A 22,848-nucleotide genomic window follows, 5' to 3' on the forward strand; every position below is an offset into this window, starting at 1 on the left:
CATGATTTTTATTCAATACTAGCCATAAATTAAGAATAACGCTAACTTTCCTCTTAGAAAGTAAAAAAGCGGGCTAAAGCCCACTTTTTATTTTTCACATCTTAATAAATAATATTGCCCTACTTCTGCAACTTTTATTTTATAAATTTTGAAACAATGCCATTGCAGCACAATCTGTGGTGTTGCCACCTTTTTTATCCGTGTGCGAAATGGTAATTTCAAAATGTTCTCATTCCAATAAGAATAAAAATATGTATAAAAAAGCAACATAACAAAGACTAAGGCACAAATTAGTGCTGGCCAATTAAAGACTTTAGTGCTTTCATATAGCAAGATTAGGCTTAAAAGCAGCACAATAAATACCCAACTGAAATAAATCAAACCGCACCGTCCTAAAATGACAAAATGTTTCTTTTTCATACGATCTTCTTTCCTCAATATTTAATTTTAGCTTTTAAGTTACTATGATCAGTAGTATCAAATAATGTCTTCATATACTTAGTAAATCTTGGTCTTTGACTGACTAAAATTTTAAACTCAGGAGAATTGTAAAGCTTTTTAAGCTGCTTTTTTTCAATATGATTATGTCCAGTAAAGTACTGGTAGTTCATTTCAATAAAAAGATGGTTAACTTTTTGCAATAGCTGAGATTCTTCAGTCTTTAAATGATCTTTTTTATTCGTGTTACCAGCTAAATTCCTAATCTGAATTTCTTTTAAATACGAATGAAAATGGGTTAACTCTTTATTTTGCCTCTCCTCTGCGGTCAAATAAGGACTCATATCAAAAGTTTTGCGTTCATAGCTAACACAATCGGGACTGACTTTTACATTGCCATAAGCCTGATCATAAGAACAAAAACTTGAAGTAACTATTTCGGTTGCCGGAACTTTTTCCTTAGGACCAACAATGTTTTGCGCGTGAATATGCCCGGAAAAGACAATCTTAACATCATAGTCTCGACACAAACGGCCTAATAATTGGGCATTGTTTAAAACAAATCCGCGATTAACCGCTGGATTATGAACGTAAAGATTATGGTGCAAAAATAACAGTGGCCGCAAGTCCTCTTTTTTTGCCTGCTCCAATTGTCTTTGTAACCATAAAATCTGTTCCTCTCCTAATTGCCCTTCTGTAGTTGGGGCACCACTTGCTTCGTGGGTACCATAAATATTGGAATCGAGTAAAAGCAAAAGATATTGGCTATTTAACTTAACGCTGTATGCTAATGAATTGGCGTCTTTACTAAGTGCACAATCATAAGATTTTTTGAAAATATTTCGCCAATCTTCTGGACTTATTTGATGAGCATATAATTGATTATTCCCACGAAAAGATCTGGCCCAACCATCATAAATATCATGGTTACCAGGTAGCACCAGTAATTTTGTCTCTTTTAGCCTGTCAAATATTTCGGCAAACTTTTGCGCAGAAATAAGTTCACCATTGAATGTGACATCACCTGTGACAATGATAGCAGCAGGCTTTTTTTCGTTGGCAAAATCAGAAAAAGCCCGCAAGGCAGTTTCTTGGTAATTTAAATCCTTACCTTGGCTGGTATCTTGGATAAGCTGAAATGCTTTACCATCATCATGTAAACTGTTAGCAATCAGATGTGTATCGGTAATGACCCAGAATTCCGTATTTGCTTTATTTGTGATCATTTTTCTTAGTCCAGTATTGGTAAAAGTCAACTCTTAAATTACCGTTGAATAATTTCCGCTTTTTAGTTGCCTTTTTACCAAAAAAATCTTCAAACTTTGGATCTCCAACTAAATAATATTGACTGAAACTATCGTATTTTAAAAGCGTTTCTCCCATTTGTTGATAAAGATCTTCTGCTGATTTGCGGTCCTTTAATCTTTTTCCATAAGGTGGGTTGGCAATTATGACTCCATTTTCCAAATCAGTAGCAAAATCTTTTACAGCAACTTGCTTAAAATAAATATCTTGTAAAACACCGGCATTATTGGCATTTAATTTTGCTATTTCTAAGATAGATTGGTCAATATCACAAGCCCAAATTGGCTGTTCAAGAGGCTTGATTTGGCTTTTAGCTTCATTCACCATGTCTTGGTGCAGCGAATGATTAAACCAGTCAAAGCCATCAAATGCAAATTGGCGCCACATTCCAGGTGCGATATTCTTGCCAATTAAAGCCGCTTCAATTGCTAAAGTCCCAGAACCTGTCATAGGATCAATCAATGGATGAGTACCGTCATAAGGAGTAAGTTTGAGCAAACCAGCTGCGAAGTTTTCTTTAAGCGGAGCGCCGCCGTGTTCTATTCTATAGCCTCTTTTAAATAGACTTGAACCGGTCGTATCAAGCGAAATTCTGGCAGTATCCTTATATATATGTATATCAAGAGGATACTCATTGCCACTTTCAGGCAAAAAGCCGCGCCGATGATATTGATCAGACATTTTATTGACAATTGCTTTTTTTACAATTGACTGTATTCCGGGCTCAGAATGCAATTTTGATCTAACGGAACGACCGCTAACGGGGAATTTAGCGTCAACTGGCAGCAATTCAGCCCAATCAATATCATAGACCTGGTTATAAAGCGTATCAAAGTCAGTGGCAGAAAATTCTTTAAGCAGAATTTTAACGCGGTCTGCTGCTCTCAACCACAAATTTGTCTTAACGATATCACTTTGATCACCATTAAAGAAAACACGACCATTTTCAGTTCGCGTTTTATAACCCAGTGCTTGCAGTTCTTTAGCAACAACGCTCTCGAATCCAACACCCATTGTTGTATAAAGTTGATATTTTCCCATCTTCGACTCTTTCTTTTTAAAAAAAGCGTTGAGCCCTTTGAAAAGCTCAACGCTGCCAATGCAAATTTCTATAAGCCACGTTCTGTTCAGGTATTTGCGGCATAAATACCTTTAGCAGCCATCTATCTTTGTTAAATAATAACAATCCAATCTTTAGTTCAATTTCTTAGATTGAAACGCCCCCACCAAGTTTGGGTTGCACGCTCGCAGGGTTTACCTCGTTCCACCAAAAATGTTTTCATCTTTGCTTCGTCACTGTGGCACTTTTCAGAATATTCATGCATATCCTTAGTAGGACTTAGCATTTTTTTCGCCGTAATCTAAATTTTTTAAGCTGTTAAATTTGTTATTTCTGCTCAAAATTGTAGATTCTTTAGCTTATTGGGCTAAATACGATCACTACAAGCATCGCAGCTTGTGCGTGCGTGGACTTTCCTCAGCTTGATCATTTACATGTCAAACCGCGACTGCTCAAAATTTGCACCATTAAAAATTATAACAAAGCTTATTCTTTTTGTAACCCATAAACTCGTTGTTCAAGGTTATAAACTTTGCGCTCAAGTGTAGAAATTCTCTGAATAATAGCCATGTTAGTGGAATTTTCAGCTTGAGAATTTTCTTCATTCATTGAACCGAAGTTTTGACTTACTCGTTGCTGACTAGGTGTATATGTACGTATATTTTCAGAAGTGGAAGAAAGACTTTCTGTTCTTGTTCTTTGATTCTGAAGGGAGTTTTCTTTATGTTGGTCTTCCATCAGTTCACCCTGAAGTTTACCAATTTGGCCATAAAGATCTTCAATTATTTGTTCAAAGGTATCATAATCAGCGATCACTTTATCTAAAAAAGCATCTACTTCATCTGGGTCTAAACCTTTAACTTTAGTTCTAAATTGTTTTTTTAATATATCCTTCGTGGATAGTTGAATATCATTTAAATCTGCCATGATAATATACAACTCCTTTTCCAATCCCCCTTATTCTAGCAAAAACTAATCACGCTTAAAACTAAAATGTTAACTTTTAAACAAAGTTATTTTTTTATTCATCGAATTTGTCTTCTTGATTTGCTTGATATTCTTCAGCTTCATCTTGCAGATCATAAAAATCAATTAATTCGAGGGGATAATCTGTCGTTTTTTGATAATCTCTGATTAAATTATAGTCAAACTTAGGTTTACCAGGATTTTCCGTATCATATATCATTAGGGCACCGTCTGTATGCATTAACATGAAGTTTTGATAATTTCGTAGTTGCACTGGACTATGATACGGTTCTTTGGAAGTTGAGGCAAAGAAATCAACTTGACTTTTTAAGGTCAAAAACTTTTCTTGATTGCTTTCATTCCATCTGCTGGCAAATTCTTCATAGGGAATGATGATAGAAACACGCACAGGAAATTTATCACGTAATTCAATAGCAACTTCACTTGCCCATTGCTCAACTCCTAAATTTGCCCCAGTAATTATCCAATCAAGCTGACCATTTTCCAGCAAGTTAATCATATGCTTTTTTAAAACTAATTTAATGATTTTAATTTTAGGATCTTTATCACTATATGTATTTAATTCGTAATTGCGGTATCCAGTAATCCATAGTCTTTGCATAATGAAACAAATGGCTCCTTGTTCAAAAACTTTTTCTTTATTGCTATAATGCTAGCAGGAGTGAGATTGATGGTCAAATATCCAACCGGCAGCTCAGCTGCTTTTCGCAAAACAGATTATAAGTCTCAAAGTAAACGTCAAAAAAGAAAACATAAGAATATTAATTTTTCTGATCGAGGAATGAACCTTGAGCAAATGATTAATGAATCTAATAAGTATTACCGTGTTAAAGAAATAGCTGTAGTACACAAAAAGCCGACACCAGTTCAAATTGTGAAAGTTGATTATCCTAAAAGGTCACGGGCAGTGATCAAAGAAGCTTACTTTCGTCAAGAATCAACGACTGATTATAATGGTGTTTATAATGGCTACTATCTAGATTTTGAGGCTAAAGAAACTAAGAATAAGACCAACTTTCCTTTAAAAAACTTTCATGAACATCAAATAGTCCATTTAGCAGAATGCTTGAAGCAAAAAGGAATTTGCTTTACAATAATTGGATTTACGAGCTTAAATCGCTATTTTGTTACTCCGGCAAGTGCAATTATCAAAGCCTGGTGGACAAAAGATAAGAGCTCATTAACATTAAAAGAAGTTGAGGAATGGTCAGTAGAGATTAAGAGCGGCTTTCAACCAACCCTTCCCTATTTGCAAGCTGTAGATCACTTTATCTCGGATAGGAAAATGAAAGATGACGAATAAAAACTTTAACTCAAATAATGGTCGTGAATCACGGAAGAATTATCGCCAGAATTTACCTAAACCATTATGGCGCAGAATACTCAAATGGGCTTTTTTAGGAATTTTTCTCCTATTAATTGCTGGTGTCGGGCTCTTTGCTTTCTATGCAAAAGATGCTCCTAATATCAGTAGAGCTGATTTAGAAAGTGGTGGTTCATCGGGTATTTATAATACTAATGGCAAATTCATCATGTCGCTTGGGACTGAAAAAAGGCTTTATGTTAAAGACAGCAAAGACTTACAGTTGTTAAAAGATGCTATTGTTTCAGTTGAAGACAAGCGCTTTTATAGGGATAACTTGGGTATCGACCCTATCCGTATAGTCGGATCGATGCTTACTAATGCTAGAAGTAAAAGTATATCGGCTGGTGGTTCGACTATTACGCAGCAACTCGTTAAGCTGACCAAATTTTCAACTTCCGCATCACAGCGTACCCTGCGGCGCAAAGCACAGGAAGCTTGGCTGGCTATGAGAGTACAACGTGAATACAGCCATGATGAAATCTTAGAGTTTTATATTAACAAGGTTTATATGAATTACGGCAATACTGGTATTGGTACAGCTGCTAATTTCTATTATGGTAAAAAAATTGGCGATTTAGACTTGGCGCAAACAGCAATGTTAGCGGGAATGCCTAATAGACCAACCGTTTATAATCCTTATACTTATCCGCAATATGCTAAGTATCGCCGGGACATAGTCTTAAAGGCAATGTTAAACAATAAAAAGATTACCCAGGAGCAATACGATCAGGCAGTTAAAGAAAGCGTAAAAAAGGGGTTAAAACCTCATAACAAGCGTAAACAATCGAATTTACGTAAAATTAATGATCCTTATGTTAAGGAAGCAATTGCTGAAGTCAGGGCCAAAGGTTTTGATCCGTTTCGTGATAATTTAAAAATTACTATTAATATGGATCAAAAAGCGCAGAAAAAACTTTACGAATTGGCCAATAATGGTGCTATTCCTTTCACTAATGATAAAATGCAAATTGGTGCGTCAGTAGTTGACCCAAGCAATGGTCACGTAATTGCGATCTTAGGTGGTAGACACTTGCCTTCTTCAGTTCAGTTAGGTTTGGATCGTGCCGTACAAACTTCGCGCTCAACGGGATCATCAATCAAGCCTGTGTTAGATTATGGCCCCGCAATTGAATATCTTAATTGGTCTACTGCTAAAATGCTGGACGACAGCAAATATGTCTATCCGGGCACTAATATTCAGTTATATGACTGGGACAATAAATATGATGGCGTCATGACTATGAGACACGCTTTGGAACAATCACGTAATGTTCCGGCAGTTAAAACTTTGAGGGATGTCGGTATTAAGCGCGCAGCTAAATTTGCCGGTAAAATGGATATTAATATTCCTAAAGACTCTGGTCTTTCTGTTGCCATCGGTGCTAATGCTTCCAGTCTACAAATGGCAGGTGCATTCAGTGCTTTCTCTACAATGGGCGTCTACCATAAGCCGCAATTTGTTTCGAAAATTGAAACGCCAGATGGTTTAACAAGAAATTACGATTCCGAAGGAATTCGAGTAATGAGTAAAGCCACAGCCTACATGATTACAGATATGCTTAAAGGAGTCATAAAGAACGGTTCTGGAAAGAATGCGCAAATTAAAGGATTGCACCAAGCTGGTAAAACCGGTTCTGTTAAATATTCTGAAGAAGAATTAGCCCGTTACCCTAATTACAGGTCAACTCCGAAAGATTCATGGTTTGTTGGTTACACTCAAAGCTATTCAATAGGCGTTTGGACTGGTTATGATAACTTAAAGGACGGTACAATTTCTGGTATCGGTCAACAATCTGCTCAATTGTTTTATAAGAATATGATGTCTTATTTAATGAGAAATAAAGAAAATGTTGACTGGCAAAAACCTGATTCTGTCATCAGAGCTAGAATTGCTCGCAATTCCAATCCGCCTGAAGTATCATCAACTGGCGACTGGCAATTGTTCGTGCGGGGGCACTCTCCTATTGGTATTGTTGATGACAGTAGTGATTATGATGAAGATGATGAAAAAGCCGATAATAATAATTCTTCATCGACTACAAATACCCAAGAAAATAATTCAACTCTAAATGAGCAAAATGGTACCGCTAGACAATCAAATAAAAACCAAAGAAAGTCTAAAAGTAAGAAGGAAAATCAACAGTCTACTAACGGAAATGAAAATAACTCCGAGGACTCTGGTCAGAATAATAATCAAAATGATTCTAATTCTGGCAATTCCACCGAAAATGAGCAAAAGCGTAATAAACCAGGTGGTGACAATTCAAATTCATCTAATGGCGAAGGTAGCCATCATCACTGAGTAAAAAAGAAACGTCGAAAAATTCCGACGTTTCTTTTTTATTTTCTTACTATCAAATAAACTAATAGTTCTACTAAAAGAATAAATATAAAGAAGACAATTAAAACAGCTAAGGAAACTAATTTAACATTCATGGTATTAACAGCGCCAGTTCCGTCATAAGGACGTAGCCAGAGAAATATTGCTGTGATTATGAAAAGGATTGTTAGAACTACGTTAGTTATGTGCCACTTATTCATCAAGTTTACCTCTCAAGCAAATTGTATTTGCTTAAAATAATATTATATTTTTCATAAAATTATACCATTATTTTCTAACAATTAATATTATTTACACTTTAAATATGAATAAGGATCGTTTTTATCGCGGGCTGTCATAGAATAACGTCCAAATAAAATCATCGCATGATGAGTATGAATCCATTCATCGCGAGGAAGAATTTCCTCCAGTCTTTTTTCAACCTGCAGCGGCTTAGCATTCTGCGGTACAATATGAAAACGTTTGGAAATACGAGACACATGAGTATCAACTGCAATAGCTGGAATGCCAAAGCCTTCAGCTAAAACAACATTAGCCGTTTTCTCTCCTACTCCTGGCAAAGAAATTAATTCATCTTTATCTTGAGGGATTTGGCTATGGTATTTTGTTACTAAGATTTCGGCAGTAGCTTTTAAATGCTTTGCTTTCGAATGGTACAACCCGATCTGTGAAATATGCTTCTCAATTGCACCAATAGTCGCTTGAGCTAAATCTTTAGGTTCAGGGTAGTCTGCCATAAATTTGGGCATGACTTTATTAACCATTTTATCAGTAGTTTGCGCGCTCATTAACACGGCACACAGCAAATGAAAATTATTATCCCAAACTAATTCACCCTTGGCATCCGGATACATGTGGTTAATACATTCCAAAACTTTTCGTGCTTCTTTTGTAGTTAAAATTTTTTCTTGCGTCATTAGTGATTCCTTCTTAAAAATTTTTGCACTTCACTACTTGTTTTTAAATTATGTCTTTGCCAATTAAGCAAAACGCGATCAACGTATTTTAAGCTATATGCTTGAGCTAGAACTGCTTCTCTCAAAGCCATTTTGATAAGTACCGGATCATAATGATCAACGTTTAGCCAAGATGCAATTTCTTCACGTTCAATTGGACTTAAATAACGCCCAAATTCAATTTCAAATTGACGCACCAATTGTGTTAGTGGGCTATTATCAATGCTGGAAGTAAAGTTATTATTGCCGGTTTTTTTATTACCCGATTTTATTTTATTTTTCAGCAGCACGTCTAACTGATTATACAATTGGTTTAAATTATATTTATTGCCAATCTTGTCACTTTTGTCGAAAATTTGATCAATACTAAGAAAATTCTGTTCAATTAGCTTTTGAATTAGGGCCGTAATTTCGGAAACTGATAAATTAGTATTTGCCGCCAGTTGCTCATCAGTTGGGAAAAAATTCCCTTTTTGAGCAAACATTTCCAGTTGAATAATAACTATCATCTCAGCATCATCGATTTTAAGTTGCGGATAATATGCAAGCAGGCCATTTGAAAAAGTAGTCGTACCTAAAGCGCGGTAATCATTGTACTGCATGATAAATTCTCCTTTAAAAAAGTTGAACTAAATTAACTTTAGTTCAACTTTTAACTGTTTTATTAACTTTGAATTAAGGTTGCAAGCGATTAATCATTCTTGGAAATGGAATAGCTTCGCGGACGTGGTCTAATTTACAGATCCAGGCAATCACCCGTTCAAAGCCCATGCCGAAACCAGAATGAGGAACACTGCCATACTTACGCAAGTCTAGATACCAACCGTAATCTTCTTTGTTTAAGCCAGCTTCTTCTATCTGTTTAAGTATGGTATCGTAGTCGCTTTCTCTTTCAGAACCGCCCATAATTTCGCCGTATCCTTCTGGAGCTAAAACATCTGCACAGAGATATTCTTTTGGATTATCAGGGTTTTTCTTCATGTAAAATGGCTTAATTGCAGTTGGGTAGTTAACAATGAAGAAAGGACGGTCAAATTTTTCTGAGATAAAGGCTTCATCAGGTGCGCCAAAATCGTCGCCCCACTTGAAATCACGTCCGTCATCCTGCAACATTTTTACTGCATCGTCGTAAGACAAACGAGTATAGTTTCCTTGAGCGGCAGGTTCTAATTTCTTAGGATCGCGTCCTAATATTTCTAATTCATATTGGCAATTTTGTAGAACTTGACCAGTAACGTAGGATAAAAACCGTTCTTGCAGATCAAGAGATTCATCTTGATGCATCCAAGCCATTTCAGGTTCCATCATCCAAAATTCAGTCAAGTGACGTCTTGTTTTAGATTCTTCAGCTCTGAAAGTTGGACCAAAGGTAAAAATTTTACCGAATGCGGCGGCTCCTACTTCACCATAAAGTTGACCAGATTGTGAGAGGTAGGCGTCACCACCAAAATATTCTGTATGGAATAATTCTGTGGTTCCTTCTGGAGCAGAATGCATAAAGATAGGGGCATCAAACTTTATAAAGCCTTCTTTTTCAAAAAAGTCAACAGTCGCCTTAAAAATTGTGTTTCTAATACGCATAATTGCAAAAGGACGTTTGCTTCTTAACCATAAATGGCGGTGGTCAAGTAAAAACTCAATTCCGTGTTCCTTGTTGCCAATTGGGTAGCCTTCATTATTGGTAATAAGCTTTAGATCTGAGATTTGAATTTCATAACCAAAATGGGAACGTTCATCTTGGTGAACAGTACCGGTTATGTAAAAACTGGCTTCCTGATGTAACGATTTTGCAATCTCAAAAACTTCATTAGAAACTGCATTTTTACGCACTACACCCTGAAAAAATGCAGTACCATCACGTAATTGCAAGAACACAATTTTACCACTTGAACGCTTGTGAGTAAGCCAAACATGCATTTGGACTTCTTCGTCAACGTGTTTGCGGCAATCTTCAATTGAAATTAATTCTGTCATAAACTTTTATTCCACTTTCCTTATCATATCAAATTAATAATACCAAAGTTTTATCGATTTAGCGACTTAACCCACTAATTTTCCATTTTTAAATTCATATAGTTGGTAATGATATTCACCTGCTATGTTTTTAGAACTGACTTCCCAAACCGCTTTTCCTTGATACCAGCCTAAGTTAACTTCGGTAATTTTCTCATCTGGTCTTTTAGATTCGTATTTATGACGAATCACTTCTTCGTTCACACCTTTATTTGCCGGATACAAGTAAGCTTTTTTGGAGCCTGGAAGATAAATAAAATAGAAAGTTTTACGCTTTTTATCTAGACCTTTAAGCGCGTAGCTGTTTATACCGCGATCTAAGTGGTAGTTTTTTTCGGTATACTTAATTGGCGTTTTTTGTAAAGCAATTCTATTAAGTTCACGTGTTTGTGTTCTTTCGGGATTTCCAGCTTTATAAAAAATTATAATGAAAGCAAAGTATAAAAATACTATCAATATTAAAATGTAGGTTAAAAACTTAACTGTTTGTTTTGTATCATCATTTATCATAGTTATCTAACTTTTCTTCCAATTCGTTTAAATTTATCTTTTTGACTTTAACAGGGATAGCAGCTAAAAAGACTTGCCCATAATCTTTAGTCCAAAGCCGCGAATCTAAGATTAAAAACTGCCCTCTATCCTGTTCACCGCGAATTAATCTGCCCATTCCCTGCTTGAAACGAATAATTGCTCGCGGCATAGTGTCGGAATGAAAAACATCAACGCCGCTATCAACAAGTTGCTTTTGGCGCAATTTAACTTCTGGTAAATCTGGTGATTCAAATGGCAATTTAGTTGCTATTACGAGATCAACACCACATTCATGGAAATCAATCCCTTCCCAAAAACTGTCTGCTCCAAGGATAATAGCTCTTTTTGCTATAGCAAATCTTTTGATAATACGGTTATTTGAACCCGAGACGCCTTGAGCTAAAATTTCAAAATCTCGTAAGTGCGGTGAGTTAATGATTGCACTATAAACATTCTTTATTAACTCCAAATTAGTCATTAAAACTAAAACATGATTCTTGGTTTGCAAGTCATGCTCTAGAATTTGAATTAAAGTTTTTGCAAAAGCCGGTTCGTTGACATCAGGTAAATCATTAACGGATAAAACTTCCAGATGATCAGCGAGTTTAAAGGTGCTGGTGCCGACATATTCTTGTGGTGTCAGGTCTGTCAAACCCAGTTGCTTAACAATAAAATCAAACCCATTTTCACTAGTCAGAGTTGCACTAACAAACAGAATATGATCGAAACGATCATATATTTTACGTAATTCTGGAGTAGCATCGAGCATTAACCAGCTTAAGTTGGCACTCAATGGATCTTGGGGATTGGTTAAAGAAATTATAAATCCTTCAAGATCAAGATAAGTCCTTTTCCGCAATAAATCTGATAATTGATAGCTTTTAGTAATGTAGTAGTCTAACTGATCTATTTGGGCAGAAATATCACTCAAAATAGCATCCCGATCAATATTAGAACTATCAGTTTCATTATAAAGTTTAAATAAGATCTGGTTAGTTTGCTGCCTGACATTTTCTAATTTGCGCTGCAACTCAGCTAGTTTTACTAAAAATTGATTATTTTTCGGAAATAAATCTGTGCCTTTAAAGCTGAGAAGTAAGTTCCCATTAGGCAAAACACTTTGACTGACGGCTTTTTTCTTTTTAGAGCATAACAAATGTTGCAAATGATTGATTACTTTAATTAAATCTAATATTTGGGGGTCTAATTTTTCCAGTAAAAAATTAAATTGGACATCATTGCCATATTGGTTAAACACACTGTCATCAGCGTAGAAAAGCAAATTACGCAAATGAGTTAGCGCTCCCCATAGGGATTCAAATTGAAAAGAATCATTGCGCGAACTAATAACATTGTCTACAAAGCGATGTGCTTCGTCAATCACCAAATAGGGATTTTGTCCCCAAATAGTGTCATTATAATGGTTAGCTAAAAATGCGTGATTGGTTACTAAAATATCAGCTTGCTCTTGACGTTGCCTTGCCAAATTCCAAAAGTCCACTTTCGCAAAACTGCTCCCGACACGAGCATCCCCCGGATGAGCTATTTGCGCAAACAAAGGTGCTCGATAATTAGTTAACTGCAATTCATCCAAATCACCCGTATTCGTTTCAGTTAACCAAACCAAAATTCGCATCTGCAAAACCAGAGTTAATTTATTTGGTGTATCTTGGTATAAACTTTGATAAAAACCATCTAAATCAAGATAATGATTGCTGGCCTTAACTTCTTCTGCTTTTAAATCCAAGTTAGTCACATTTAATAACTGAGGTATCTCTTTATTAATAATTTGTCTTTGCAAAACTTTAGTCGGTGTGGCAATTACTAATTTTCTACTGGTATAAAGCTGATAAGAATATGCGCATAAATATGAAAATGTCTTTCCGGTACCGTTTGGTGCTTCAACCAGCAAAGCTTTTTGGTCAGAAGTATTAATGAATTGCTCAATCCGGTTAATCAGATCAACTTGAGGCTGCCTATAATTAATTTTCTTTTTAAAAAGCTTTCTTTTTGCCTGATCACTTTGAGGAAAAGTAGCTGAATGCTCTTGCTCATTATTAGCTACGCTTTTTTGTTTTCTTAAAATTATTTGACGTACCTGCTGATATTTGGCAGGTAAAGGACGCTTTTCTTTGCGAGCGTCATCAGCGATCGTGGTAAAAATCCATGACGTATCACGAATTAACCCATGTGCTAATGAACTAAGTGTGTTAAGAGTTGCTTGCGGTAATTTTTCCAAGCGCCGAATAATTTTTATTAGCAACACAGCAGTTCCGTAAGCATCAGAATCAGCCTTGTGCGGATTTAAATGTTCAATCTGTAATTGGGCAGTCAAGTCACTCAATTTATAGGATGGTTCGGTGGGGAAAGCTATTTTAGCCAGCTCCACCGTATCAATTGCCCGGTTAGTAAGAGGCTCGTAGCCATGCTCTACCAATTCATAATTTAAGAAAGGCAAATCAAAGTTGACGTTATGAGCCACAAAAACCGTATCTTTGAGAATCTTAATAATTTGAGGAGCATAATATGAAAAATCCTTCTGGTGAGCAACATCTTTATCATGTATGTGCGTTAAGTTTTGAACAGCTATAGGAATTTCACGGTGAGGATTAATCAAAAAAGAATACGTTTTTACAACTTTTAGATTTTTTATTATGGCACAACCAAACTGAATAATATGATTGTTGTCTTCACGCTGTGTCCCGGTAGTTTCCAAATCTACTACAGCAAAAACAGTATTGGCAAATGACTTCATTTTTTAACTTGACCCTCCTTTCATCTATTTCACTTCTACAACTTTTTGAGCGTCTAATAAAATCAAATATTTACTTTTAACTTTGGCATCAGCAAAGGAATTCAATGCCCTTTCATAAAGGCGCAATTGTCCCCGGTATTTCTGTTTAATATTTTTGATTGCCAGATCTAAATGTGTAGGATCAATGTGGTCAGTTTTATAGTCGAATAATATTATGCCATCTTTTTCAATAAAGTAACCATCAATTGTTCCGTGAATTAAAATTTTAGCATTTGGATCGTCAAAATGCTCAAAAAGAATACTAGCAGGCAATAAACTGGAAAATTCAATTTCACGTTTTAAATTTTGTGGTTGTTGCCAAAACTTTGCAGCAAAATCACTGTGAACAAACCAATTAATTTGGTTCAGGTCAAGACTTGAAACTAGATTACTGTTCAATTTGTTTTGCTTAACTAGTTGCTGAACTTCTTCTTCAACCTGCTGCGGCTTTCCCTGACCGTGATAGTCATAATATTGCAAAATTAAGTGCATGGCGGTACCAATTTCGGCACCAGTAAACTTAGTTTTGAATAAAAAATTAGGCTTGGTATCAATCGGTTGCAAATACCTATTTGTTGATGAGAGTAAGTGGGCATTTTCAAGTTCATTGTCAAGTGGATCATTAAAAGCCTTTTTTATTTCAGAAACTGATTGGTAGGCTGTTGTTTTACTTGCATCCTTAAAGGGATAATTAAGCCCATACAAATCTTCAATTCTTGATAGTAAATAGGAGTTTGCTGTATCTGCTTGTTCTTGCACCTGAGTTTCCGTAACATTTATTGTTTCATCTTGATAGTCAATGTATAAAAATTCTTGACCAGTTTCAGAGGCAAAATTAATATCAGAAATTTTTTGTGCGATCAATTCGTCAAATTTAATAGACGGCCCAATTAGATCCATTGGGTTTGTAGAATTTAGCTTACTATTAAGAGAAAGTTGGTTTTGCCATTTTTGCAATGTCTTCTGCAAATCATTGATATCCGCTACTAAAATTAGTTTTTGCCTTGCACGGGTCATTCCTACATACAAAATCCGTGCTTCTTCTTCTAGAAGCTGCCTTCTTTTGGCGACGTTATCAAATGCTTTAATTAAAGTATCGGCACGATAATGCTGACATCTAATAGTTAAACCAACTGAATCAGAGCTGATAATATAATTATTGCTTAAGTCACGCAGCTGAAACCGGTGTTCTAGTCCAAGATAAAAAACAATCGGAAATTCCAGCCCTTTAGAGCCGTGAACTGTCATGAGACGGATGGAATTACCAGCTTCTTTGGTTAATAAGGGCTGGGCTAAATCTTTTTGGCTGCGTCTCATGCGCTCAATGAAATTGATAAATTGATATAGGCCTTTAAAGCCGGCGCTCTCATAAGAAGCCGCTCTTTCATACAAAGCTTCGAGATTAATTCTGCGTTGCTTGCCATTTGGCAAAGATGTCATAATTTCCAAAAGACTGGTTTTTTCATAAATACTCCACACCAATTCAGAAATTCTATGTGTTGTCGCAAATTGGCGCAATTCTTCCAGTTGATTTAAAAAGTCCTTTATTCTTTGACTTAGTTGATCACCGACTGCAACGTAAGCTGTCAACGCACTATAAAAACTGGCGTTTGGTGTATGGATTCTAATCCGGCTTAAATCAGGTTCTTTAAAGTTAAAAAGAGGCGACCTTAAAACTGCTACCAACGGTATATCTTGATCAGGATTATCAATAATCCGCAGGTAATTTAAAATAATGGTTAATTCCAATGTTTGAAAATAGTTTTTAGCATCCGTAACCATAATGGGAATATTATTTTTGGCAAATTCCTGCATAATTTCAAGATTATTGCTCCGGCTCCTAGTTAAGATCACAATATCGCTATATTTAAAAGGACGGAGTTTGTTTGGTTCATGCGAATGTTGATCATAAACTAGCAAGTTTTCTTTTTTAAATTGTTTAATGCGGTTAATGACCATTGCGATTTCTGCTGAATCAATGTCTTCCTCATTCTCATTTTGAGTCTTATCAGTCTCTTTACTTTTATCATGAAGAAGTATTTCAGTGGCGTCCGCCAAATTTTCAGGCTGGTTCTTGGAGCCGTACTTTAATTGCCCTTCTTTAGCATAGTCAATACCACCAAAATCAGGAGTCAAAATGTTGGCAAAAACCTTATTAACAAAATTAATAACGGGTTTAGTTGAGCGAAAATTATCGGATAAAAGAATTCGTTCTTCTTTTGCAGCATTTTCTTGACGGGCCGCTTCTTGATATTTATGTAAAAACAAGCTTGGTTCAGCCTGCCTGAAGCCATAAATCGATTGCTTAACATCCCCCACCATAAACATGTTGTTGTGACCGTCTTTTTTAATCAATTGCAAGATCTTTTCTTGTAAGGGATTAATATCTTGATATTCATCAACTAAAATCTCGCTAAATTTATCTTGATAAAATTTGCGGGCCATTGCCGAAGCAGAAGTATCTTGACTCAATATGCGATACGCTAACTGTTCCATATCACTAAAATCAAGTAAATTCTGCGCTCTTTTTAGTTCTTCAAAACGGTCGATTAAAGCCAATTCGGCTTTTATAATTGCCGCCATCATCTGAGAGCCCTTTTGCAAGAGATTAATTTGTTCTTTTTCATCAGTAGCATAGAATGAAGTAAATGTCGTAAAAATTTGATCTCCTGCTTCGTTTTTTAAATTAATGCATTCCTCATAAAAAGTAAGGAGATCCTCATCCCATTTACTGGATTTACGTATATTTTTTCTAAAAATACAAGCTCGCAATTTTGCTCTCTGATCATCATAAGCAGCGTCATGTTTAAGACTATCTAAATAACAGGCTAAGCACTCATTAAACAAAGTAAAGGCTTCTTTTACTTTGCTAAATTCTTTAGTATTCATGATCGCGCTTTGCAGTACTTGGTCTAACTTATCTTTTAAATCATCAAATAGCGTAATCAAATACGGCTTGATTTCTATTTGCCAAATAGCTGATGCCACTACGCTTTGGTCAATTTGATATTTTTGAGGCAATTGCTTAAGCCACTCACGGTAATCGGGCTTGGCCATGGCGTAATTATATAAATCTAATAATAAATTTTGAGGTGTTTGGGCATCCCTGTCGCCAGCGAAATTGTCGTAAAAAGCAATAAAATCAGTATCTTTTTCTGCTAAAAACTCACTTTCAATTTCTTTTAAAGCCCGCTCACGCATTAATTCCGCCTGAGTGTCATCGGTTAAAACACTGAAACTGGGATCGATGCCGACAACGTAATAGAACCGATGGATCACGTCTAAACAGAATGCGTCAACAGTAGAAATGTTGGCCGAATCAATTAGATTTAGTTGCTGGCGGAAATTAACCTTGGTGTTGCCATTGCGGTATTCTACTAAAAGCAAGTCTTTAATGCGCTTTTTCATTTCTGCGGCGGCTGCCTTGGTGAAAGTAACAACCAAAAGCTGGTCAATACTGGTGCCGTTCAATATTGCTCTTAACAAGCGGTACACTAAAACAGTAGTTTTACCACTGCCGGCAGACGCAGACACTAAAATATCTCGGTTGTCATCTGCAATAGCTTTTCTTTGAATATCAGTAAATGGGGGCTCAGTAGTATTTTTTGCCATGTTTAGTCGTCCTCCTGTAACCGTTCTGTGATTTTTTTGATTAATTCTGGTTTATCCATACTGCCAATTTGGTGGTACCTATTTTCTTTCAACATGGCATCGAAAAAGAAGATATCACGAAAATCCGAATATGTGAGTGCACTAATGCCATTACCATACTTATAGGGATTGAGCTTGATTTGACCCGACAAGATTTGGCTAGATGCATCTTTAATTAGTTCTTCGTCATATTTGAGCAGCAATTTCAGTTCATCATCCTTAAAAGCACTTCCGCTGAAAGAAAGCGAACCGTCCTTCTTTTTGCTTTTAACTCCTGTATAAAGACTGGAACTAGTACCAGGTTGCTTTAATTCCGGGTCAGCCTGAAGCAACAATAGCTGGTCGTCATTGATTAATCCGGTGTATTTAAGGCGGTATTGGCCGTCAAGATAAGCTTTGTTAAGCTCCAATTTTTTATTATATATTTTCGTGCCATTAATTCGTTCCATTTGCCTAGTGACAGTTTGATAAAAAGCACCTAAAAGTGATAACGGCATTTCTGATTGAGTAAAAAACTTTTGATTGCGGGCCAATACGTCCAAATACGAAACCATTTGTAGCGAAATGCCATGGTAAAAAAGCCCCAGATTAAATTTCTTGGCGGAGGATTTATAGTCGACTACCTGTGCCATAATTTCATTTTGATCAGGAATTTGGGCTAAATCAACACGGTCCATTTTCCCTCTCAAATTAACATAATGATCCCCTGAAATATTAGGTACTTTTAGTTGCAGGCCTTGGACTTTTTCTGTATTGCCAAAACTTAATTCTGAATATTTAGCTTTTAGCGGCGTTTTTTGAACTGCCTTGTGCCAGTTATGAGCCACATTACTAGTAGTATGATCAAGGCACTTAAAAAGAAACTCATTGAAAGGATCATTCAATAATTGCTGGTACTTTGGTTCGCTTTTCATTTCACTGCGGGCCAGGTCAAGCAATTGCTGCAATTTTACTTCATCAATGTCTTTTAAATTAAGGCTTTGCTGGTTTAATTCTTTGACTAGCCGGTCAAAGGTCTCATGAAAATAATTTCCAGCTTGAATTACATCCAATTCATTTTCGAATCGTTTATGAAGTCGCAATCCGTAGGTAAGAAAATATTCGTAGGAATTTTCATAAAAAGTTTCAAGCTGCGAAACAGAAGAATCTAAGTTTTCCCCATACAATTGTTGCGCTAATTTAGGACCAATATCTTCCGGTTCGTTAATAAACTGACTGGCAGCTATTACCTTATCTGTTCTTTGGGGCAGGTATTTCTTAGTTAATTTTAAAATATTGTCAACATCATTCTCTTTATTAGTCCTATTAAGATAGCTCAAGTAACCCAAGCTTGCTTGCGGGTTGGTAATAAAACTCAGTAATTCTCCCAAATTTTCCGGTAAATTATGTTGGCTATATTCAGGAGCACCAGCGTTTTTTAAGCGTTCATAGTAAATTGAAGGTTGCACTGTTGCTGCTTCATCATTGGCAATGGAATAGCTCAAATAAAATTTGTCGTGTGCTAGTGCCATGCAGTTGCCAAACTGATAATTTTGGTCCAAATTACTTAGTTGTTGCCGATCTTCAATATATGAATCTTCACCAAAATCATTTTTCAGTTCAGTCAGATTTTCTGTGCTCAGAAAACCCGGAGTATTTTGAATTTGGGGTAGTCCATTGACTGTAGCACCCATAACGAAAACCTGTTTATAGCCACTAACTTGCACAATTCCCATTTCTGACAAATTGACAGCATCCAAAGTGGCAGGAATTTGGGAAAAAGTAGCTTCTTTAAAGCCGTTGATTAGGACGTTAAAAAAACTTCCCGTTTCAAAATCAGTCGGATTAATTAAAAGATAATCATGCAATAAGTTGATTAGTAAATCCCAAACTTGTTCGGATTGACGGGCTTCTTGCAAATTACCTTTATTCTGTGCAGTAGTGCGCCACTTTTCCAGAACAGTATTAACACCATTTTTTAGTAAAAAATTAAAAAAGATAGTAATAGCTTTTTGAGTATCCTTTTCAGCCTTTAAATTTGTAAAAAGATGAGAAATTTGTTTAACAAAGTAATCCTTGAGCCTGTTTATTTTACCTACTTCATCTGGAATTTTATCTAAGCCGATAACTTCAGCAGCCATATATTTAGTAAAGTCTTTGCGCCAAAGATTATGGTTTATGCCATGTGCAAGCACAAAATTTTCCAGCTGGTCGACATCATAAAGGTAAGAGGCATCATCATGATACCACTTGGGAATGATAAGACGGGTTTTCATAATTGCCAACATATTATTTGTCTGCAATGGTCTGGTCAAAAGCTGGGCGATATTTTCTATTAATACAACTATTGGATGGTACTTCATTTCCTGTTGCAAGTCGTTAAAAAACGGAATCTCATTTTGGCGCAAAATAGGAGTTAAATAAGTTTCATATTCGTGCAGATTTGGAGCTAACACCAAAAAGTCGCTATAACGATAATGCCCTAAAGTTACCTGCTGGTATATCGTATGGGCAACATAATAAGCTTCTGCATAGCGGTTATCAGCGCGGACAAGTTGGACTTGATCGCTGTTTTCCAGTCTGTCAATTTCTCCTGTCCAAAATTCGTTAAGCAGTTCTCTTTTTGAAGGTTTATGATCAGCATTTGTTGAGCTGACTTGATATTCTAAATTTTTGCTTTTAATATAGCATATTAGCTTGTTAATGGTATTTTGAATAACATAATCATAATCACCAGGTTGCGCTTTTGGCTCAATTTCACCTAGTTCAGTCTTAAACGCCAGTGTCACGCTGTGCGCTTTTGTCATTAATAATTTTACTGTGAGACATTCCTGTAAAGAAAAATGAGAAAAGTCGCTAAAATAAAAGTCAGTTTGACTTAGGTCAACTTCTGAATTTAAATACTCATTTAACTCCAGCTGAACTTCGTTAGTGGTAGAAAACTTACCGGCAATTGCGGCAATGAAATCAGCATAGATAATCTTGAGATCAGCGATTTTGTTTTTAGTTTCCAGCGTTAGGGATTCGGTATTAATCTCATTTAGGTCTAAATTGCCCTCCCGAATTTGTAAAATTGTGTCATATAGCTGTTTAATTAAGCCAGGATTCAAGTTTGTGGTTTGAAAAAGGTGCAGCTGTTCTTTTTTTTGCGCAATAATTTTGGCAAGCAGCATTGAAGCTGCAGCTTCATCAAGCTCGGTTGGCAAGCCCTTTTCGGCATCCTTCAAAAAAAACCAGGCTAAGCGGGAAAAAGATAAAACTTGCAAATTTTTAACAGATTGTTCAGAATGCCCCTGACTAATGGCAAGCTTATTTATTGCTCTAACTTCTGTGGTAAACTTAATGTGGTTAGGGACGATGACAAAAGTTTCGTGTTCTGGATAATTTTGATAATTTTTCACAGCTTCTGTTAAGACTTTATCCTGCATCGGATCGGTTTGTCGACCCAGTAATATTTTGATCATCGTTTCTCTTCTCCTTTGTCATTATTTTATCATAGGAGCAAAATTTTTTTATATACATTAAGGATCTTAAGTAAAATGAAAACAAGCTTTTTAGCACATGGAAAAGTAATTTTAATTGGAGAGCACTCGGTAGTGTATGGCTATAATGCATTGGCAATGCCAATTATGTCTTTGCATATTAAAACCACGGTTGAACCTGCAGCAAAAATGTGGATGGATACAGCTCATTATCAAGGCCCTTTTTTTATGGCTCCATCTGAATATGACGGCTTGAAATATGTTGTCAAAACTATGCTGGAAAAAGCAAATAGCACCGAAAAGCTTAAAATTACGTATACCGGAGAAATACCTATAGAACGCGGGCTTGGTTCCAGTGCTACAGTTGCTTTGGCCACCACGCGGGCTATGAATGATTACTTTAAACTCAACCTAAGTGAAAATGAGATTATTGCTATTACCAATCATGCCGAAATGATTAATCATGGCAAGGCTTCCGGGTTAGATGCTGCCACTGTTAATTCAAATTATCTAGTTTTCTTTAACAAAAAAGCAGGCCCTACAGCGCTCAAGGCCAAATTAAACTCTACTTTACTGATCATGGATACAGGAGAATTAGGCAGCACTAAAAAAGCTGTCAGCTTGGTACATGAACAAGTTGCAACTGACCCCAAAGCTGCAGCCAAAATCGCTAAGCTGGGAAAATTAGCTGATGAAGCCAAAAGTGCCTGGTTAAAAAAAGATCAAGCACAAATTGGCACTATCTTTAATCAGGCTCAGGCTATTTTGCATTCTTTTAGCCTTTCAACCTCTAAAATCGACCAATTACAAAAAATTGCTCTGGCAAATGGTGCCCTAGGTTTTAAATTGTCTGGTAGTGGCTTGGGCGGAATAGTGATTGCGCTTTGCTATAACTCTGAAAATGCACAAAAGATAGCTGCTAAGTGTCAAAACATCATAGCTAACAGTTGGATTGAGGAAATATAGTTATATGGTTAAAACAATTCGTGCTCATACAAATATTGCATTAATTAAATATTGGGGCAAAGCCGATTCGCATTTGCGTTTACCTCTTATGTCTAGTTTGTCAATGACCCTTGACCAGTTTTATACCGATACTAAGATTTCTGCTAGTGACGAAGATTGTTTTATTTTAAATGGTATCAGGCAAAAAAATGTGAGTGCTCAAAGAGTTTTTTCCTTTTTAAAAGTTTTACAGCAGAAGTTTGGCGTAACTGGTCACCTCTTAGTTGAATCCACCAATAATGTTCCTACTGCTGCCGGTCTAGCTTCATCCAGTTCGGCTTTTGCGGCTTTAGCTGGTGCTTTTTGTGCTCATTATAATATTCAACTAACTCCAATTGAACTTTCTCGTATAGCGCGCTTAGGTTCTGGGTCAGCCTGCAGATCAATTTATGGCGGGTTTTCTGTATGGCAAAAAGGCACAGATGATAAGTCTTCGTATGCCTATGCCTTGGATGAAAATCCCCAAATAGATTTACAACTGCTGGCCGTCGAATTAAATACCAAGCAAAAAAGGATATCGTCAACTGCTGGGATGAAAATGGCACAAAGCTCTCCTTTTTTTCAACCCTGGCTGCTGCGTAATCAGCAGGAATTAGAGCAAATGATTTCTGCTATTAAAGCTCAGGATTTTACGGCAATTGGCAGTCTAGCTGAACTAAATGCGACTGAGATGCATGCCGTTAACTTATCCGCACGACCTTCGTTTACCTACTTTGAGCCGGCAACTATCAAGGCAATCAAAATGGTATCAGAATTACGTCAAAACGGTATAGAATGTTATTTTACAATTGATGCTGGACCTAATATAAAAATCTTAAGTCAATTAAAAAATGTAAAAGATATTACTAATAAGTTTGTAACAGAATTCGAGAATGTTAAGATAATAAATGCAAGTTTCGGTCCAGGTATCTCATACCTGAACTAATTAATGTAAATTAAT

General features: G+C 36.2%; 17 protein-coding genes and 1 other RNA gene. 4 read left to right on the top strand and 14 right to left on the bottom strand.

Going from position 1 to position 22,848, the window contains the following annotated elements:
• Nucleotides 1-87: 87 nt before the first annotated feature.
• The 6 genes from H3T47_RS03355 to H3T47_RS03380 all read right to left on the bottom strand — a co-directional run bounded on the left by H3T47_RS03355 (nucleotide 88) and on the right by H3T47_RS03380 (nucleotide 4,391).
• A complete protein-coding gene (locus H3T47_RS03355) occupies nucleotides 88-420 on the bottom strand; it encodes an acyltransferase (RefSeq protein WP_199282534.1) in 333 nt (110 codons plus the stop codon).
• A gap of 14 nt (nucleotides 421-434) precedes the next feature.
• Complete coding sequence (locus H3T47_RS03360; protein ID WP_199282535.1) at nucleotides 435-1,664, bottom strand: metallophosphoesterase; 1,230 nt, start codon at nucleotides 1,662-1,664, stop codon at nucleotides 435-437.
• The gene (locus tag H3T47_RS03365) at nucleotides 1,651-2,784 is read right to left on the bottom strand and encodes a class I SAM-dependent RNA methyltransferase (RefSeq protein ID WP_199282536.1); all 1,134 of its coding nucleotides are present in this window, start codon (nucleotides 2,782-2,784) and stop codon (nucleotides 1,651-1,653) included. The genes H3T47_RS03360 and H3T47_RS03365 overlap by 14 nt, the downstream gene beginning before the upstream one ends.
• A 66-nt stretch (nucleotides 2,785-2,850) precedes the next feature.
• Nucleotides 2,851-3,263, bottom strand: an RNA gene (gene rnpB, locus H3T47_RS03370) — RNase P RNA component class B.
• A gap of 26 nt (nucleotides 3,264-3,289) precedes the next feature.
• The gene (locus H3T47_RS03375; RefSeq protein WP_199282537.1) at nucleotides 3,290-3,730 is read right to left on the bottom strand and encodes a DivIVA domain-containing protein; all 441 of its coding nucleotides are present in this window, start codon (nucleotides 3,728-3,730) and stop codon (nucleotides 3,290-3,292) included.
• Between the two features lie 94 nt (nucleotides 3,731-3,824).
• A complete protein-coding gene (locus H3T47_RS03380; RefSeq protein ID WP_187158996.1) occupies nucleotides 3,825-4,391 on the bottom strand; it encodes a DUF1273 domain-containing protein in 567 nt (188 codons plus the stop codon).
• Nucleotides 4,392-4,460: 69 nt separating this feature from the next.
• Here H3T47_RS03380 and recU point away from each other — a divergent pair, with 69 nt between their 5' ends.
• Both recU and H3T47_RS03390 read left to right on the top strand, forming a co-directional pair.
• Nucleotides 4,461-5,093, top strand: a complete 633-nt coding sequence (gene recU / locus H3T47_RS03385; RefSeq protein ID WP_187158995.1) for a Holliday junction resolvase RecU — start codon at nucleotides 4,461-4,463, stop codon at nucleotides 5,091-5,093.
• The gene (locus tag H3T47_RS03390) at nucleotides 5,083-7,458 is read left to right on the top strand and encodes a transglycosylase domain-containing protein (RefSeq protein WP_199282538.1); all 2,376 of its coding nucleotides are present in this window, start codon (nucleotides 5,083-5,085) and stop codon (nucleotides 7,456-7,458) included. The genes recU and H3T47_RS03390 overlap by 11 nt, the downstream gene beginning before the upstream one ends.
• Nucleotides 7,459-7,496: 38 nt before the next feature.
• On the opposite strand, the gene H3T47_RS03395 is transcribed toward H3T47_RS03390, so the two are convergent.
• From H3T47_RS03395 to H3T47_RS03430, 8 genes are all read right to left on the bottom strand, one after another.
• Entirely contained in the window at nucleotides 7,497-7,697 is a 201-nt protein-coding gene (locus tag H3T47_RS03395) for a DUF3923 family protein (RefSeq protein WP_038522621.1), read from the bottom strand.
• Nucleotides 7,698-7,784: 87 nt separating this feature from the next.
• Nucleotides 7,785-8,414 carry an endonuclease III gene (gene nth, locus H3T47_RS03400; protein ID WP_199282539.1) on the bottom strand — a complete coding sequence of 210 codons (630 nt, stop codon included), beginning with the start codon at nucleotides 8,412-8,414 and terminating at the stop codon, nucleotides 7,785-7,787.
• Nucleotides 8,414-9,055, bottom strand: a complete 642-nt coding sequence (locus H3T47_RS03405) for a DnaD domain protein (protein ID WP_199282540.1) — start codon at nucleotides 9,053-9,055, stop codon at nucleotides 8,414-8,416. Before H3T47_RS03405 ends, nth begins: the two co-directional genes overlap by 1 nt.
• Nucleotides 9,056-9,128: 73 nt before the next feature.
• Nucleotides 9,129-10,427 (bottom strand): asparagine--tRNA ligase, encoded by a 1,299-nt coding sequence (gene asnS, locus H3T47_RS03410; RefSeq protein WP_199282541.1) that lies wholly within the window; start codon nucleotides 10,425-10,427, stop codon nucleotides 9,129-9,131.
• 66 nt (nucleotides 10,428-10,493) lie between these two features.
• Entirely contained in the window at nucleotides 10,494-10,976 is a 483-nt protein-coding gene (locus H3T47_RS03415; RefSeq protein WP_199282542.1) for a hypothetical protein, read from the bottom strand.
• Nucleotides 10,966-13,752, bottom strand: coding sequence for a helicase C-terminal domain-containing protein (locus H3T47_RS03420; protein ID WP_199282543.1), 2,787 nt, complete (start codon nucleotides 13,750-13,752; stop codon nucleotides 10,966-10,968). Before H3T47_RS03420 ends, H3T47_RS03415 begins: the two co-directional genes overlap by 11 nt.
• Before the next feature lie 24 nt (nucleotides 13,753-13,776).
• Nucleotides 13,777-17,403 carry a helicase-exonuclease AddAB subunit AddA gene (gene addA / locus H3T47_RS03425; protein ID WP_199282544.1) on the bottom strand — a complete coding sequence of 1,209 codons (3,627 nt, stop codon included), beginning with the start codon at nucleotides 17,401-17,403 and terminating at the stop codon, nucleotides 13,777-13,779.
• Between the two features lie 2 nt (nucleotides 17,404-17,405).
• Nucleotides 17,406-20,885 carry a PD-(D/E)XK nuclease family protein gene (locus tag H3T47_RS03430; protein ID WP_199282545.1) on the bottom strand — a complete coding sequence of 1,160 codons (3,480 nt, stop codon included), beginning with the start codon at nucleotides 20,883-20,885 and terminating at the stop codon, nucleotides 17,406-17,408.
• A 75-nt stretch (nucleotides 20,886-20,960) separates the two neighbouring features.
• Here H3T47_RS03430 and mvk point away from each other — a divergent pair, with 75 nt between their 5' ends.
• Together mvk and mvaD are read left to right on the top strand one after the other, a co-directional pair.
• Nucleotides 20,961-21,869, top strand: coding sequence for a mevalonate kinase (gene mvk / locus H3T47_RS03435; RefSeq protein ID WP_199282546.1), 909 nt, complete (start codon nucleotides 20,961-20,963; stop codon nucleotides 21,867-21,869).
• A 4-nt stretch (nucleotides 21,870-21,873) separates the two neighbouring features.
• Nucleotides 21,874-22,833: a diphosphomevalonate decarboxylase gene (gene mvaD / locus H3T47_RS03440; RefSeq protein WP_199282547.1), complete on the top strand. Its 960-nt coding sequence runs from the start codon at nucleotides 21,874-21,876 to the stop codon at nucleotides 22,831-22,833.
• Nucleotides 22,834-22,848 lie beyond the last annotated feature (15 nt).

Origin of the sequence: Lactobacillus sp. W8093 (assembly GCF_016100925.1) — a bacterium.
Classification (GTDB): Bacteria; Bacillota; Bacilli; order Lactobacillales; family Lactobacillaceae; genus Lactobacillus; species Lactobacillus helsingborgensis.